General features: G+C 35.1%; 16 protein-coding genes and 1 tRNA gene. 3 read left to right on the forward strand and 14 right to left on the reverse strand.

Going from position 1 to position 17,010, the window contains the following annotated elements; all coding sequences use genetic code 11:
• Positions 1-32: 32 nt before the first annotated feature.
• Positions 33-1,916 carry an asparagine synthase (glutamine-hydrolyzing) gene (asnB, locus tag GKP30_RS21910; protein WP_216831599.1) on the reverse strand — a complete coding sequence of 628 codons (1,884 nt, stop codon included), beginning with the start codon at positions 1,914-1,916 and terminating at the stop codon, positions 33-35.
• Between the two features lie 267 nt (positions 1,917-2,183).
• On the opposite strand from asnB, the gene GKP30_RS21915 reads away from it, so the two are divergent.
• Positions 2,184-2,357, forward strand: a complete 174-nt coding sequence (locus GKP30_RS21915) for a hypothetical protein (RefSeq protein WP_216831600.1) — start codon at positions 2,184-2,186, stop codon at positions 2,355-2,357.
• 227 nt (positions 2,358-2,584) lie between these two features.
• Here GKP30_RS21915 and GKP30_RS21920 read toward each other — a convergent pair whose 3' ends face one another.
• From GKP30_RS21920 to GKP30_RS21935, 4 genes are all read right to left on the reverse strand, one after another.
• A complete protein-coding gene (locus tag GKP30_RS21920) occupies positions 2,585-3,157 on the reverse strand; it encodes a DUF2087 domain-containing protein (protein WP_216831601.1) in 573 nt (190 codons plus the stop codon).
• Positions 3,158-3,373: 216 nt separating this feature from the next.
• Entirely contained in the window at positions 3,374-4,471 is a 1,098-nt protein-coding gene (locus tag GKP30_RS21925) for a M24 family metallopeptidase (RefSeq protein ID WP_216831614.1), read from the reverse strand.
• A gap of 432 nt (positions 4,472-4,903) precedes the next feature.
• A complete protein-coding gene (gene panE / locus GKP30_RS21930; RefSeq protein WP_216831602.1) occupies positions 4,904-5,857 on the reverse strand; it encodes a 2-dehydropantoate 2-reductase in 954 nt (317 codons plus the stop codon).
• A 342-nt stretch (positions 5,858-6,199) separates the two neighbouring features.
• Positions 6,200-6,538 carry a hypothetical protein gene (locus GKP30_RS21935; protein ID WP_216831603.1) on the reverse strand — a complete coding sequence of 113 codons (339 nt, stop codon included), beginning with the start codon at positions 6,536-6,538 and terminating at the stop codon, positions 6,200-6,202.
• Positions 6,539-6,658: 120 nt separating this feature from the next.
• On the opposite strand from GKP30_RS21935, the gene GKP30_RS21940 reads away from it, so the two are divergent.
• Positions 6,659-6,742: transfer RNA gene (locus GKP30_RS21940), tRNA-OTHER, on the forward strand.
• A gap of 209 nt (positions 6,743-6,951) precedes the next feature.
• On the opposite strand, the gene GKP30_RS21945 is transcribed toward GKP30_RS21940, so the two are convergent.
• From GKP30_RS21945 to GKP30_RS21985, 9 genes are all read right to left on the reverse strand, one after another.
• Positions 6,952-7,110 carry a hypothetical protein gene (locus GKP30_RS21945; RefSeq protein WP_216831604.1) on the reverse strand — a complete coding sequence of 53 codons (159 nt, stop codon included), beginning with the start codon at positions 7,108-7,110 and terminating at the stop codon, positions 6,952-6,954.
• Positions 7,111-7,140: 30 nt separating this feature from the next.
• Positions 7,141-7,398 carry a sigma-G-dependent sporulation-specific acid-soluble spore protein CsgA gene (locus GKP30_RS21950; protein WP_236035293.1) on the reverse strand — a complete coding sequence of 86 codons (258 nt, stop codon included), beginning with the start codon at positions 7,396-7,398 and terminating at the stop codon, positions 7,141-7,143.
• A 111-nt stretch (positions 7,399-7,509) separates the two neighbouring features.
• Positions 7,510-8,697, reverse strand: coding sequence for a thiolase family protein (locus tag GKP30_RS21955; protein WP_216831605.1), 1,188 nt, complete (start codon positions 8,695-8,697; stop codon positions 7,510-7,512).
• 154 nt (positions 8,698-8,851) lie between these two features.
• Positions 8,852-9,352, reverse strand: coding sequence for a TRAP transporter small permease (locus GKP30_RS21960; protein WP_216831606.1), 501 nt, complete (start codon positions 9,350-9,352; stop codon positions 8,852-8,854).
• 34 nt (positions 9,353-9,386) lie between these two features.
• Positions 9,387-10,697 carry a TRAP transporter large permease gene (locus tag GKP30_RS21965; protein ID WP_216831607.1) on the reverse strand — a complete coding sequence of 437 codons (1,311 nt, stop codon included), beginning with the start codon at positions 10,695-10,697 and terminating at the stop codon, positions 9,387-9,389.
• Between the two features lie 96 nt (positions 10,698-10,793).
• The gene (gene dctP / locus GKP30_RS21970; protein ID WP_216831608.1) at positions 10,794-11,978 is read right to left on the reverse strand and encodes a TRAP transporter substrate-binding protein DctP; all 1,185 of its coding nucleotides are present in this window, start codon (positions 11,976-11,978) and stop codon (positions 10,794-10,796) included.
• 70 nt (positions 11,979-12,048) lie between these two features.
• On the reverse strand, positions 12,049-13,566 hold the full coding sequence (locus GKP30_RS21975) for a class I adenylate-forming enzyme family protein (RefSeq protein WP_216831609.1): 1,518 nt from the start codon (positions 13,564-13,566) through the stop codon (positions 12,049-12,051).
• Between the two features lie 224 nt (positions 13,567-13,790).
• Positions 13,791-14,375, reverse strand: coding sequence for a TetR/AcrR family transcriptional regulator (locus GKP30_RS21980; protein ID WP_216831610.1), 585 nt, complete (start codon positions 14,373-14,375; stop codon positions 13,791-13,793).
• 32 nt (positions 14,376-14,407) lie between these two features.
• Positions 14,408-15,556, reverse strand: coding sequence for an acyl-CoA dehydrogenase family protein (locus GKP30_RS21985; protein ID WP_216831611.1), 1,149 nt, complete (start codon positions 15,554-15,556; stop codon positions 14,408-14,410).
• A gap of 260 nt (positions 15,557-15,816) precedes the next feature.
• Here GKP30_RS21985 and GKP30_RS23930 point away from each other — a divergent pair, with 260 nt between their 5' ends.
• On the forward strand, positions 15,817-16,851 hold the full coding sequence (locus GKP30_RS23930) for a LuxR C-terminal-related transcriptional regulator (protein ID WP_328703201.1): 1,035 nt from the start codon (positions 15,817-15,819) through the stop codon (positions 16,849-16,851).
• Positions 16,852-17,010: the final 159 nt, after the last annotated feature.

The following is a 17,010-nucleotide window of genomic DNA, read 5'->3' on the forward strand; positions in this document are numbered from 1 at the left end:
CCATCAGTGAATGGAAATACTGATTTGATAAGCTATCCACTTACCTTTTCTAAAAAATTATTATTTTTCCCCTGGACTGCCTGTCCGTAGACATTCAACAACCATAAACTAAAACAAATTACGGACCATAATTTCCTACTATGATCTTTTTTACCTAATGCATGTTCATCAAGGAGCTGAAGGACATAATCTTGCTTAATAAATTCATTTAGAAGATCATTTTTGATACATGCTTTTGCCCAATCGTACCACTCATTTTTTAACCATAATCGGATCGGCACTGGAAAGCCTAGCTTTCTCCGATTAACAACATGTTCTGGAATTATAGACTCAAAGGCTTTTCTTAAAATTTGCTTTGTCCCCTGTTTTGTTACTTTTTCTTCTGATAATAATCGTTTAGCTATGTCCCATACTTCACGATCTAAAAACGGTACACGCAGCTCAATTGAATGAGCCATAGACATTTTATCTGCTTTTACCAAAATATCTCCCCTAAGCCAAGTCATCATATCAATGTATTGCATTTTTGTAAAAGGGTCTAAAGTTGAAGTGTTCTCATAATATGGTTTCGTAACCTCTTGAAAAGGTGATGAAAGACTGCGACGTAATACTTTTTCCTTTTCTTCATTTGTGAACAGCTTTGCATTGCCCACATAACGCTCTTCTAATGGTACACAACCTCTCATCATAAAACTTTTACCTTTAACACCTTCTGGTAAAACCTTTACTAGGTGAACTAAGGCCCCTTTTATATTTGGAGATAAGTATTGAAAACCACTTAATGAAATTGGTTCTTGATAGATATTATAGCCTCCAAATAATTCATCTGCTCCTTCACCAGACAAGGCGACTTTTACGTGACGACTTGCTAGCCTTGAAACAAAGTATAGTGGAATTGCCGCTGGGTCCGCTACAGGATCATCTAAATGCCAAATGATTGAAGGTAACTCTTTTATTATTTCTTCAGAATTTATCGTATAGCGATAGTGATTGATCCCTAGCATATCTGCAGTTTTAGCAGCAACATCCATTTCACTATATCCAGGTTCTGCAAAGTCGACACTAAACGTTTTAAGTGAGGGATTTATCTGACTGGCTAGAGTGGCTACTATTGTTGAGTCAATTCCTCCAGATAAAAAACACCCTACTTCTACATCACTCCTAAGATGATATGAAACGGAGTCCTCGATCTGTTTCATTACCTTTTTCAAAAGTTCATCATGATTACCAGGAGTAGGTTCAAAGGTCGGATGGAAATATTCAGTTAACTCCAGTTCCCCACTAGGTTGCCAATTAAAACAATGCCCTGGTGGTACTTTTCTAACACCTTCCATCATCGTATCTGGGTCTGGGACATATTGGAAAGTTAAATAGTGTTCTAAAGACGATTGTTTGATTTTTAGATCTTTAATTAAAGGCAATAATGCCTTACTATCAGATGAGAAACCGATACCATCTTCCACTTCAACCATATATAGAGGTTTTATTCCAAAAGGGTCTCGCGCTCCAAATAATGTTTTCATCTTTGTATCCCATATTAAGAATGAAAACATCCCTCGTAACTTATGAACCACTTCTTCTCCAATAAGTGAGTAATAGGCGACGATTACTTCTGTATCACTATCTGTTGATAGTTTTATACCCTTATGTAGAAGTTCCTTTTGTAATTCGCGATGATTGTATATCTCTCCATTAAATACAATCCAATAACGATCATTGGCGAAAGATAAGGGTTGGCTGCCGCCACTCAAATCTACAATGCTCAATCGTCTAAATGCTAGTGAAACATGATCAGTATGATAGAAGCCTTCATCGTCTGGCCCCCGGTGGATAAGCTGCTTACTAGCTTCCTGAATAAATAACTTGCGAGAAAATGACTCTTTTTTATGTTCAAAGTAGCTAACAAAACCGCACATTTTGAAGCCCTCCTGTCAAATTTAAATACTCTCCTAAATATAACGATACTTTTCTTTTAAAAGTTTCAAACATTTGGAGTGTTTGAAAATTGTAATAAAATATAATATTTTATTTGAACATAAAAATATTAGTATTGACTAAATATTCTCAACTAGCTATTTTTTCAAAAGAAAGTATTTTTATACAAAAACAAAATTTATGAAAATTATGTTTATATTGTTTAATATAGGAAACCCTTATATTAATCTTAAGTAGGAGGTTAGGTCATGGAGGTTAACATGAGTCCCGAAGAAGTCTTACTTGAAATTCAACAACTGAATGCCAATGGTCAAAATTTAAGCAAGAAATCTGTAAAAAAGTTACATCCACAATTAATGAGATCTGCTCTACATTACTATCCTGATTGGGATAGTGCCATCGAGAAAAGTATTCCAGGGTAATCACGTGAAACATCTAGCTATCCCAATAAGATAGTTAGATGTTTTTTTATATCATATGTAAGGTGCTAATTATCCACGAACTGTGTTTTTTATTTGGCTCTTATGAGTTCATACAAAAAAACCCTTCACATGCTACGTGAAGAGCTAAGTATCTTTCTGATTGACATAATACACCTATCTAATTTTATACTTTTCTAATTAACAACCAATTAATAACTTAACTCCGTTTAAACTGGCCACATTTCTTCCGGGTTTAATTCATATTGTCCATCTTGTCGGAAGATAAAGTGAAACATGACAAATTCACGACGAATTGTAGCAAAGTCTTCATGGTACTGTTTAATGTAATCGTTGATTTCCTTTTCACTATATGTTTTCCCTTTTTCTAGACCTTTAACAATATGTTCTAAGACAATTAATCTTTTTTTACGTTGCGCTGGAATATTTTTGATCTTTCCATCCGCTTGGATAAAGTTTTTAATCACATTATATTTTTCTTCATCTTCTACTGCGAAAACATTCATTTCATCTTCGCTCCCTATTCTTAAGATTGCTTCAGCCATAAAAGCGAGTTTTTTTTCATTTAAATAAAAATAAATCGTATTTTTCTCGCGACGCTCATAAATGATATCGATCTCACGCAATTTGGTAATATGATGAGAAATTGTCGGTGGTGTCAAACCCAATTTCCCTGCTATCGCTTGCCCATGTAGTGGTCCATCTTTCAGTAACGCAATAATTCTAATTCTTGTTTTATCGCCTAATGTTTTATGAAAGTTAACGAGTCGATTTAGTTGCATTAGATACCTCCTAACAGATCAATCCATCTAATTAGATTATAGTCTAATTAGATGGATATAACAATACTTTTATTTCCAATTGATACTCTGAAAAGTAAACTTAAATAATTCGAAGTGATGAATTTTATCCCTTTAAAGTCTCCATACAAAAAAGTTAGGGGCCTATTTTTCCCCTAACTTTTTTGTAGTTTTACTTTCTATTTGATATAGCAACCACTATTTAATAATTTGCAAGTCCTTTGGAAAAGCGGTTAAACATTCTGAATGATTTGCTGTAACAAACACATCATCTTCAATACGAACTCCACCTATTTGAGGAACATAGATACCTGGTTCTATCGTATAGACCATTCCAGAAACTAATTTATCATTGTTATTTTCACTCATTGAAGGAAATTCGTGTACTTCTATACCTAGCCCATGACCAATTCTATGTGTAAAATATTCACCATAACCTGCATTAACAATATAGTCTCGAGCGATCTTATCTATATCTCCTATCCTTGTTCCAGGTTTACTAATTGATAAAGATAATGTCTGTGCTTGTAATACCGTATCGTAAATGTACCTTTGCTTTTCATTTACTGATTGATAAGCAACTGTTCTCGTGATATCTGAACAGTACCCCTCAAAAACAACACCTAAATCAAATAAAACAAAGTCTCCTGGTACGATTTCTTTCAAGCCAGGGTGTCCATGCGGTTCTGCTGATTTAGCTCCTGATAAAACCATCGTAGAAAATGACATTTCACGAATACCCTTTTTCTTTAATTCATATTCAATGGTTGCGATGATTTCCATTTCGTTTTTACCTTTACCAATTTCATTAATGCCAACTTCGACTCCAAAATCTGCTAATTTAGCTGCTTCACGTAAAATCGATATTTCTTTTTCATCTTTGATCATTCGAAGAGTTCGGAGTTTGTCATCAGCAGAGACAAACTTGGCTGTGGGAAACAATGAGAGTAACTGTTCACTACGGCTAAAGGACAAAACTTCTTTTTCAATTGCAATCGTTTCTACTTCTGTAACTCTTTCTTTAATCGCTTTTTGGAAAAGCCCCCATACATCATCAGAGTCATTATATCCAACGATTTCTCCTTCCCAGCCTGATGCTTTTGCTGACGCTTTCTCCATGTTTGGACAAATGAGGAATGGCTCCTTTTCAGGAAAGATAACTAATCCTAATAACCGTTCATGCGGTTCACTTCTAAAGTTAGACAGATAAAAGACATTATACTTCGATTGGATAAATGCATATGTATAATCATTTTCCTTCACCCAGTTTGTAAGATTATGTAATCGCTTATTCAGTATCCTCACACCTTCTTATTAATTTTATGTACTTACAACTCGTTTAGTAAGAGCTTTAACTAAAGCGGGAATGAATTACAAACATACATTTGCTTTTACTTCCCATTCATAGTATAATTGTAAAGTTACTTATTAAAAACTTAAAGTTTTGATTTTATTCTTCATCAACTGAACATTTAGAGACATTAATATAAAGAAAAAAATCGTTCTGGCGTCTTTTAGGAAACTTCGTAAGCCTTATTTAGATGGCACGGCCTCGGAGCCGTAATGATGAAAGAGAGGTAGGGCTTTCATTATTTAGGGATTTCAAAGACAACACAGAGATATGATCGCGGCAAATTTTAAGTACCAATAAGATATATATGAAGAAGGCGAGCTGACGTGCCCGCCTTCTTCTTTTACTATTTTCTCCCTAATCGCAACCCTACTTTACTAGTCGCGTCGACGAATAATTGACTTTCGATCATTTTTATTTAAATTAATTTCGTATATTTTTAGATGTTGATAGATCACTCGAAGTAATGGCACCTTTAAGTTAAATCGATCAGCTAAAGTAATTAAATATCCTTGGAGGTGATCAGCTTCTATTGAAATTCCTTTTTCAATATCTCTAAGCATAGAGGCTTTCATATTATAATGTTGCGCTTTCATTGTAGCCATTTGTTTTTCAACAATACCATCAGCTATAGGGGCATTAGCCGCTTTCATAATAGAAGCCACTTCCTCAAATAATTGAAGCATTAGTTTTTCTCCATTTTTAACTTCGAAAATCGGACCGACGGATGAGCGCATTAGCGTCGTAATACCCGACAAAGTAGTAATAAATAGATATTTATGCCACATATCCTGAAGAATGTTGTTACTTAATTTAAATGAAGCGCCCGTTTCACTAAAACATTTTTGAATTTTTTCAATTCGTTCACTTTTTTCTCCATCAATTTCACCAAATGATAATTGATGACTCTTACTGGTCTGAACAACATGTCCTACTTCATTTAAAGTAGTTTCTATAAAGCAAAAACCCCCTACTATCTTGTCTTTCCCAAACACTTCTTGTAAACGATAGATATGGCTAATGCCGTTTAACAGTGGAATAATCGTTGTTTCAGAGCCTACATAAGGCTCCACCGCTTGAATAGCACCTTCTAAATGCTGAGCCTTTGTTGCAAAAATGATTACATCAAATGGCGTAACTTGTTCCCCTGATACTACTGTTTTAGGTTCAAGTTGAATGTCTCCATGAATACTTTTAATAAATAGCCCTTTTTCCTTGATTTGCTGTTGACGTCTTTGTCTAACTAAAAAGGTAACATCGACTCCACTTTCAATAAGACGTCCCCCAAAATAACCACCTACTGCACCAGCGCCTAACACAAGAACTTTCAATTGTCTTCCCCCTTACTGATAAAAAAATTTTAATAACATGCTTAAACAAAAAAATAATCATATAAAAGGTTAGTATGTACTCTTTCTACTAAGAGTTACCAAATTATACTCATCAACAAGCTTAAACAAAGCCTTCATAAAGAATATCTATAATTATCATACCTTAAAAAAAGCCTAATTCCTGTAAAATTTTCAAAAACATCATACTTTTTCGTTACTGCAGTAAGATTAACTGAAGAAACATAAAAAAGAAGACGCTATCAACGTCTCCCCTCATACCTTTATTTAACAAAATTTCAGTAGATTTTTTTAGACATCGTTAAAAACAAACCCAATTTAAACTTATTGTACAGAGACAAGTTCGACTGGTCCATGATCATCACAATGGTCTCCATGGACATGATGAAGTCGACCGTTCACTAAGTAATCAAAATGATCACCATGAGGTACTAGCTCATGTCCGCAGTCTTCTTCATGATTACATCCACATGAAATAGGCTTACATTCTGAAGGATTTTCCTCTGTTACAGGAATAGCACATTCTACCCACTTCCCAGATTGTTCATGATGTAGATGACCATTGTGGACATAGTCAATGTGATCATCATGTCTTATTTTCGTATGACCACATGCAATACTATGCTGATGATTATGGTCTTCGTGGTTATGATGCTTAGTCAATGAAATCACCCCTTTTAAGTTTATTTTTTATAAGTAGAGAGATATATATTCATCTTTATTTTTTTGTTTGTGTATATTAATTAAAACTAAGTGCATGATATATTTGAGGTCATTAAAAATGGATTTGTAGCTCAATGGTAGAGCAGCCAGTCATTCCTCTGGGGATAACTGAGCGTTTAGTGGGTTCGATTCCCACCAAATCCTCCTCTTTATTATTTTATGAGATGTGTAAGCCCATCTTGTTAATTTACGTTAATTTTGTCCTTTTGTGTGAATGGTAGTTTCATATACCTTTCATTAACTAAAAGGTTGAAATTGGAATGAAATAAGCAAGAAAAGCTACTTTTTCTTGAGAATTTCATTCCACTTCTTTCTATAATGAGTCTAAAACCACACCCAAACTTTAACAGTGTTTAGTAACTAGAATTATCTTTTTCTGAACTTTTTTCAGCGTTTGCTTCTATATTTGCCCCCTCTGGAACAAAACCAAACCCAGTTGAACTTAATTCCATCTTTTCAGTCTGTTTCTTTTGTTTATAGCTCATTTCTTTATTGATATTTTCTTTATCCATTATATTCTCCTTTGTGATACTTCAATTTCTCTAAAATAACTGCTCAAATACTTCGTTTAATTGTTTCGTCCTTTCTTCGTCCTGTTCTTCTTGAGCATGCTTTATTTCTTGTTTTAGAATTATATCTAGTACTTTCATTTCTTCTTCAGCTAACCCATCTACAAATTCCTCTTCACTTGAAAAGTCGTTTTGTTCTAAACGATCGTAAACCCCTTGACAAATAGGATGACCTTCTATGTAATTCGATAAGGCTTCTCGTAAATAACCTAGTGACTTATCCAAATTCAATCACCTTCCTCCTTAAAATTACGTACTTACTAAAATAGAGTGTGTTAAAGGTAGTAAATTATACATCAAAAAAATAAGAAAAAGACGCCTATAAATAGGCGCCTTTGACACTTACACATTCTCATTTTCAATAATTAACGCAATCCCTTGGCCACCACCGATACAAAGACTTGCAATACCATATCTAAGGCCATTTCTTCTTAATTCATTAGCAAGTGATAGTACGATACGAGAGCCACTTGCTCCTACAGGATGCCCAAGAGCTATCGCTCCCCCATGTACGTTTGTTTTATTTCGGTCTAATCCTAATTCTTTTTCAACCGCTAAATATTGAGCTGCAAACGCTTCGTTAATTTCAATGCGATCAATTTGATCGAGAGTTAATTGCGCGCGTTGTAATGCCTGTTGGATCGCTGGTACCGGTCCAATCCCCATAATACTAGGGTCTACTCCTGTTATTCCCCAGGAAACTATCTTAGCTAAAGGGTTTTGGGCACGATCTTTCACCGCAGCTTCACTTGCCAAAACTAATGAAGCAGCTCCGTCATTAATCCCACTAGCATTACCCGCTGTTACAGTACCATCTTTTTTGAACGATGGTCTCAATGATGCAAGTTTTTCAAGGGTCATATCTTTTTTTACATGTTCATCTTCAACAATTTGTTTACTGCCACCTCTTGCAGGTATTTCAACAGCTGTTATCTCTTCAGCAAAAATACCAGATTGAATTGCTTCAGTTGCTCTTTGTTGGCTTAATAACGCAAATTCATCTTGTTCTTCCCTAGAAATCTCGTATTTTTCTGCTAGATTTTCAGCCGTTATTCCCATGCCAATACCAGTATATTGATCAGTAAGTGTATTCATTAACATATCTTCAAATTGAAAACTACCATATTTCACTCCAGAAAAACGACTGTTAAAGTTAGAGTGAGGAGACATCGTCATATTTTCAGCGCCACCGACTAAGGCTAAATTAGACTCACCTAAACGAATACCTTGAGCAGCTGAAACAATCGCTTGCATACCTGAACCACACAGTCGATTTACTGTTAGTGCAGGTGTTTCTATAGGAACATTCGCCTTTAATGCGATATGTCGTGCTAGATAAGCAGCATTAGTAGAACTGTGAATTACATTACCATAAACAACTTGATCAATGTCCTTACCATCTAATTCGGCTCGGTTTAACGCTTCTACCGCTGTTGCCGTTCCAAGTTCAGTAGCATTAACAGATTGAAAGGAGCCCCCAAAAGCTGTAAAGGCTGTTCGTGCTCCACTTAAAATATAAATATTACTCATTTGATTTCCTCCAAACCATGTTATATATCTTTTTTTTTAACCTATAATTACTTCTATCATAACCAGTAAAATTCCTATTAAAGTTTCAAAATAATTCAGATAAAAAAATGGTAGTTCGACCAATTCGTGTTTTCTTACGTTGAATTATTTCTAATTACTTCTTTATTAGAGGCTTAATTGCTGAAAGAATAACTTCAATTACTATTAAAGCAAAGCCAATAGGTATTAAAAAGTAGACTGGATAAACGGGTGTTAATTTTCCACCGACAGCAACGGCCATTTGATCACCGACACCAGCCATCGCAAATTTCCACCCATAGACTGTTAATAACGTAAAAATGACGATCTCAATGATGATAATAATCCACTTAGAAACCTTTTGGAAGCCTTGAGGTGCTTTTTCAACTAATTCACCTAATCTCGGTAATACGCCTGAACTATACGTATAAGCTAGTGCAGGAAAAATCGCCAATGGCATCAAGAAAAATTGTACAATTTCATACGTTCCAGCAATTGGGGATGTAAAAATATTTCGCATAAATACATCCGCTACAATAAGAAACATCATGATAACTGCGGCAATCCCTCCTGTGTAAACCCCGATCAACTTTAATCTTTCATTAATATTCACTATTTTATCAAAAACTCCGCTCATCTCTATCACCTACTTTCCAATTATAATAGCTCTATTACCTCATTGTTTGCGGCAGCCATGTTGCTAATTGCGGGAAAGCAATTAGTAGTCCACCAACTACTACAGCGGCAACGACGGCAAATATTAATGATGTTCGGAAAAGTTTTTCTATTGGGATTTTGGTAACTCCTCCTACCGCATATACACTAATTCCGACAGGCGGAGTAATGAGCCCTAACGTACAAATAACTGAAACTAAAATACCAAACCAAATAAGGTCAATATTCGCTGCTGTTAATATTGGCAACAAAACAGGTACCGTCATTAAGATAACTGCAACTCCTTCAATAAACATAAATAAGAAGAAGTAGATTAACATTATGATTACTAATAATATGACTGGGTAATCCATTAACGGTCCAAGCATCTCAATAATTTTCCTTGGAAGAAGTGACAATGAAATAAATCGGCCGAATAGAGACGCCCCTATAACTATGATCATTGCCATTACCGTAACTTTAGTTGTTTCAATAAGCGAACTGGTAATGAAATTTTTATTCACTTTTCCTAGAACAACCGCTACGATTAAACTGATAAATGCACCTACTGCACCAGCTTCAGTTGGCGTAAACTTCCCTGTGTAAATTCCACCAAAAATTGAAAGTATAATCAAGGCGCCTGCCATTAGAATGATAATATAGCGACTGATTGGTGTTTCGTGTTCATCAACATCTGGTTCAGGCATCACCATTTTCCCTTGGTATACCTTAAGATAGACGATAGTAACTGCTGAAAACACCACCATCATAAGAATTCCTGGAATAAAGGCGGCAACAAACAACTGCCCAATTGAAATTTGTACAGTTACTCCGTAAATAATTAATATTACACTCGGAGGTATAATTGCTGAAAGCGATCCTGAAGCAGCCGCTAAAGCACCAGCAAGTCCGTCTGGGTATCCTCTTCTTTTTAACTCTGGAACAGCAACTTGACCTAGTGATGCTGCCGTTGCTGTTCCAGAGCCAGAAACTGCACCTAGAATTCCTCCTAGAAATACCGTTAATACACCTAGTAAACTAGTTTTTCCTTTTGAAAGCTTAAATACGAGGTTATAAAAATCTTTGACAATTCCCGCTTGCATAATGAACTGCGCCATTAAAATGTAAAGAGGAATAGTCGTCAAAGCATAGCTGGCAGCACGATTGTACGGTTCGCTTTGTAAAAATCCATTGAGTAAGGGCATTCCTCCCAAAATATAAATACCTAGAATACCTGATGTTAATAGTAGAGAACTAATGTATTGCCCTGTTAGTAACAAAAACAAAAACACGATAACAACGACAATAATTGCAATATTTTCGACCATTCCTTCACCTCACCATCTTATAAATACTGGAATTCATCCACTGACATTAAATTTTAACTATAGGGAGCTGAAAAGCCAGCTCCCTATTACTTTAGTTTACTCCATATCCATAATTTCTTGAGGTAAAACCCCACCTGCTTCAACAATCATATCTCTCCACAGTAGAGCCATCTCTTTTCCTGCATGACCTTGTCCTTCTAAATTCTCAATCCATTCAACCCAAGTGTCAACTATAGCTTGACTAATAAACTCTCTTAATTCTGGATCTAGATCATTAAGGTGTGTGAATTCTCCACCCTTTTCCATTGTAGATTCTCTATTTTCATCAGTTTCATCTCTCGTCAAATTTGCACCATCAAAAATAATTTCATCTGCAGCTGCCTTAAATTTTTCTTGTACGTCAGCAGGTAATTTATCCCAAGTCTCTTGAGTCATTGCAGTATGACCAACAAAGTGACCAAAGTTAGCCCCTTCTACTGCATGTTTAATTAATTCATCAAAACCAAATGCCTTCCAGTCTGGAATGTTATAGAAAAATCCGTCTAATGCGTTCCGGCTTAAGGCATCATATGCATCCGTGATTGGCATTGAAATAGCTGTAATTCCTAAGTTATCAGCTAAGATCTCATGTACACGCGAAGCTGTTCTAAGTCGAATCGCTTCTGAGAAATCAGATGCACTTTCAATCTTTTGTCTTGTCGTTCCTAAAACATATGGCTCTGTTAATGGGTTAGCAAATGCAACTAATCCTTTATCAGCAAACTCTAGCTCATAATAAGTTTTGCCATCTTTTAAGTCACGATCACTATTCATCATATTTTGCATTGCTGTCGAGGCAATAACTGCATCTGATTCAAGCAATGGAAGCATTGTAACCTCTGAATATGGAAAACGTTGAGGATCATAAGGTGCCATGAATGTTAACGCAATGTCAATTGTTCCTTGACGAAGAGCATCAAATTCCGTTCCTAAAGGTACAAGTTCCCCCGAAGTAAATGCTTCAAAGCTAATTGCACCATTTGTTTCGCTATCAATTCGTTCCATTAAAGGTGTGAAAAATCCACGATCCCAGAAGTGTTTAGCTGTAACTCCAGAAGAAGCTCTTAGGCGCATTTCTTCAACAGCCTCAGTGTTATCGCCGCCAGCATCATTACCTTCTGACGGAGCCGATGCACCTTCATTACTTCCTCCACACGCAACAAGTCCTAATGCCATTGTTGCAGCGACTGCAGCACCAACGACTGGTTTCATCAGTTTTTTCATTCTTTTCATCTTTTTCATCTTTAAACCCCCCGTATGTTTTTAATTACACCTTAATCGTTTCACTTTTTATTAAACTAGCAATCTAAAATTAAATTGCTTCTGTGGAACTTCTTAATTCTGTTTTCAATACTTTTCCACTAGCATTTCTAGGAAGCGCTTCAACAAATTCTATTTCTTGAGGCACTTTATACTTAGCTAGTCGATCTTGACAATATTTTAAAATGGTAGCTTCGTCTATTTGCATATCTTTTTTCCTTGCTACGTATGCTTTAGGAACTTCACCTAGTACTTCATGTGGTACCCCAATAATAGCCGCTTCTAAAATTTCAGGAATTTCATAGAGAACTTCCTCAACTTCAACAGGATAAATATTTTCACCACCGCGTATGATCATATCTTTCTTTCGATCTACGATATAGAGCAACCCATCTTCATCTAAGCGGCCGAGATCACCGCTATAAAGCCATCCATTTTTTATTGTGTCTCTAGTTGCCTCTTCATTCTTTAGGTAGCCCTTCATGACATGTGGACCTTTTACAATAATTTCCCCAACTTTTCCAACGGGTAAATCTTCCCCATACTCATTGACAACTCGAACCTCACATTGAGGTAATGCTTCACCAACTGATCCTACTTTAGTTAAAGCATGTTGATCTTTTAATGTTGTAGCACCAGGAGAATTTTCTGTTTGTCCATAAATGTTTTGTACTTGGACTTTTGGAAAAATATCCTTTACTCGTTTAATTAATTCATATGGCATAGGGGCTGCACCGTAAGTGAGAAGTCGTAAATTGGGTAATGACGCTGCTTGTAAACTCGGTGTTGTTAAGAGAATACTGTACATAGCTGGAACTCCAAAGAAGATCGTAATATTCTCTTTCTCCATCGTTTTTATCGTTTGTTCTGGAGAAAAGCCTTCTTCTATAACAACAGTTCCTCCAGCGTATATCGTTGGTACTGAAAACACATGGGCTGCAGCACAATGGAATAGCGGTGCAACAATTTGCATACGGTCCTTATTCGTTATTTCCATTGATTCTGTATGAATTTGAGCAATTGATAGAACATTTTGATTTGTTAACATTACACCTTTAGGTCTTCCAGTTGTACCAGATGTGTAAAAGATTACAGAAGTATCATCTTCTTCTCGTGAAACTTCATTGACTTGTCGATCTTGTCCAGAAATGATGTCCTCTAAACGATTAGAAGTGTTTTCATAACCAGTTGTAAGAGTATCTTTAATTGCTTTTAAGTTAGGTAGGATTTCAAGAACTGTTTCTTCAAATCGTTGATCGTATATAATTCCTTTTGCTTCTGAATGGTTTAAGATATATTCGATCTCCCTTGGAGCTAGTTTCGTATTAATTGGTAATACCGCAAATCCACCAATCTGACACGCATAATAGGAAGTTAAAAAATAATCGGAATTAGGTAAAACTAGCGCAACAATATCATCCTTACCATATCCTAATTCCTGAAAATACCCTGCAAGTCTCTCTGCTTGTTTTAAAAATTGCTCATAAGTAGTTTCTCTTCCTAAGTATGATGAAATGATCGCATCTGGTTGACGTTCTACAGTCTCTTTTAAATGCTCTGCAATAAACATGAGTAAAATTCCCCTTTCAAGCCTAAAAATTTTGTAAGCGCTTAACTTTTATAGTAGATTAAGTGATTTAAACTTCAGAAAGTTCTGAATGTTAATGAGGAAAGTATTCCTTCTGACCCTAAAGCTAATTTTATCTGAACAAAAAGTAGTAAACATCACCCGAAAGTGTGAAAATTTACATTACCTAGTACCTATGAAACTTCGTTTTTGATAGTAGGTGTTACTTATTTAAGTAGTTTTAGTAAGTAGTCCGTATATATTTCTATAATCTCCTTCTTGCTTTTCTTGCCTTCAGGTAAATACCACTGTTGGATCCAATTTAATGCCCCTAGTATCATCATTCTCGCCATCTTTATTTCTTCAATTTTAAATTCACCATTATCTATTCCTTGTTGAATAATTTCGTCAAAAATATTTGCATACTTTTGACGTTTATCAAGTATAGGAATGAGACGTTTTTCAGTAAATGTATGTTGTGGCTTAATAATCATATTAAATGTTTCTTTTTCTGTAATTGCAAATTCAACATGAACTTCAACAGCTTTTCTAAATTTCTCTGTAGAAGAAACATTACTCGTTAAGTAATCCTCTAATGTTTTGATTGCTGAAGATAAAATTAAGTCGTGACAATGATAGACTAAGTCATCCTTGTTCTCAAAATAGTAGTATAATGCTCCCTTAGTCATTAGTAACTCCGCAGCTATGTCTTCCATTGTTGCCCCGTGATATCCTTTTCTTGAAACTATTTTTGCTGCAGAGCGAATGATATCTTCTTTTTTCTTGGCTGTTTTAATTTCTTTAAACCCCATTTAGTCGCTCCTTTACACTTTATAGTTTCATTCTATAACTCTAATTGTTTAGCTATAATCGTCTTCATGATCTCTGTTGAACCTGCATAAATAGAAGCGACAGGTATATCACGGTATCTACGTGCGATTTCATACTCCTCCATATATCCATATCCACCATGTAATTGTAGACATTCTGAGGCTACTCGTTTTGCCATTTCACTTATCCACCACTTGGCCATGGACACTTTTTTCGTGATGTCTTCTCCATCCATATGTCGAACAATTAAATCATCTAGGAATGTCCTTCCGATTTCAATTTCTGTAGCCATCTCTACAATCTTAAATTGTGTATTTTGGAATTTGCTTATTGATTTTCCAAAAGCCTTTCTGTTTTTCACATAATCGATTGTAATTTTTAACATTTCTTCGGCTTCAGTTTGACACTGGATAGCTACAACAAGCCTTTCCTGTTGTAATTTTGTCATTAAATATGAGAAGCCTTTTCCTTCTTCACCTAAAAGATTTGCTACAGGAACCTTCGCATCTTCAAAGATTAATTCCGCTGTATCACCACTGTGCATTCCAATCTTATCTAATTTTTTCCCTCGTGAAAATCCTGGAGTATCACGTTCAACAACTAATAAACTTACTCCTTTATACGCTGGATTAGCTTTTAGATCTGTTTTACATACAACGATGACTAAATCCGCATGAATACCATTCGTTATAAATGTTTTTTCTCCGTTTAAAATATAGTGATCACCATCTCTTACAGCTGTCGTTCGGATTCCCGCAAGATCAGATCCTGCACCAGGCTCCGTCATTGCTACCGCTGTAATTAGGTCTCCTGTAATACATCCTGGAAGCCAACGTTGCTTCTGCTCTTCACTACCATACGAAGAAAAATACGGGGTTACGATATCATTGTGTAAACAAATCCCACTAGATACTCCTTGACCTACCTTCTCTAGCTCTTCATTCAATATGACAGAATAACCAAAATCAGCATTAAAGCCTCCGTAACTTTCATCGATCCAAGGACAGAGAAAACCATTCTCCCCCATTTTTCTCCAAAATTGACGAGGGATTTCTCTATCTTTCTCCCATTGTTCAAAGTGAGGATATGCTTCTTTTTCTAAAAATTTTCGTAACGTGCTTCGGAAAATACGATGTTCTTCTTGAATATATTTATTGGCCAAATTGTAGCCCTCCTTTTTAAAAATTTTTATAAATGAATACTAACACTTATTGAATTTTCAAAAAATCACCCATAAGGGTGAATTTAGGTTCAGTATTTAAAATTTAAACAAGATTCAAAAAAGTCTGGACATTTCATAAATCTTTATTATAATAAGGTTTAACTAACCCTTTCTCACACTAAATATCCATTTACATAACAACAAAATCAATTTGTTTTCAATTTTTAAAGTAAGTTTATTTTTTATAGGAGGTGAGCCTTTTGCTAAAAACGGAAGATTATGAAAAACTTCTAAAGTTTGTTTCTCTTATTCAGGAAAATAATGAGGAATATTACGTCACCATTTTAGAAGCTATAAAAAACGTACTTGGTTATAACAACTTATCATTATTTATTAACGATAGCTATTTACAAAGAACTACTACACTTTATATGGATAGTAAAGTAATAGAGGCAAGCAAGAGGCATTATTATCGATTAGACCTTTTAAACAAAAAGAAAATCCAAAATAAACACATACTTACTATTGAAGACATACTATCCTATACACCTTTTCAAAATAGTGAATACCACCTCAATCTCCAAGAAAAGAATAAACAGTACTACACTGTTTTTATACCGTTAAAATGGGGAAATCGAGTAATTGGCCTTATTGGAATTCATAAGTCACTTTGCTCTGGTGATTACTCCTCTAATGAAATACAAATTCTTGAAAGCGCATCCAAATTTATTTCTACAAATTTAAAACGACACTTGGAATTTAAACAATTACAATATTCAAAGTCAATGTTAACGAATTCCATGAGTGAACTTCCTATCGGTGTAATAGTAGTAGATAAAAGCTTCTCCATACTTTATAGTAATGAAGTTGCGATAAAATATTGCTCTAATTTAAACCATACCGACAAAACCAACCCACTCACTAAAGTAAAAGACGCTGTATTAGCAAGGATCAACTCTGATAACTTAGATGAACTAAACTTAACTATTGGAGATCTCTCATTTAAAATAAACACACATGAAACTTGGGATATAGCGGAGCAACACTTTACTATTTATATTCATTCAGAAATGAAACAAAATGAAGATCCTATAAAAAAGGCAACACTTGCGTTTGGGTTGTCTAAAAGAGAATCTGAAATTATCGCTCTTATTTCCAAAGGTTACAGTAATAACGATATCGCTAATAAGCTCTTTTTAAGTATTAATACCGTTAAAACACACCTAAACAATATCTTTAATAAATTAGGTGTCAATAACAGAACCTCTGTCATTCACAAGATTTCTGCAAGTTAATAAATCATAGGTTTTTACCTAGCTAAAGTTTCCGTGTGTAATTTTACACCCACTGTTAAGTGCACTGGATTCCTAAATAACAAAAAGAGGCTGGGACAAAACCCAGTAAATAAAAAATAGAGTGGCATTCACCCTAATGAGGGTGAGTGCCACTCTTTA

The sequence above is a fragment of the Alkalihalobacterium elongatum genome, assembly GCF_019024285.1.
GTDB classification, from domain to species: Bacteria; Bacillota; Bacilli; order Bacillales; family Bacillaceae_F; genus Alkalihalobacterium; species Alkalihalobacterium elongatum.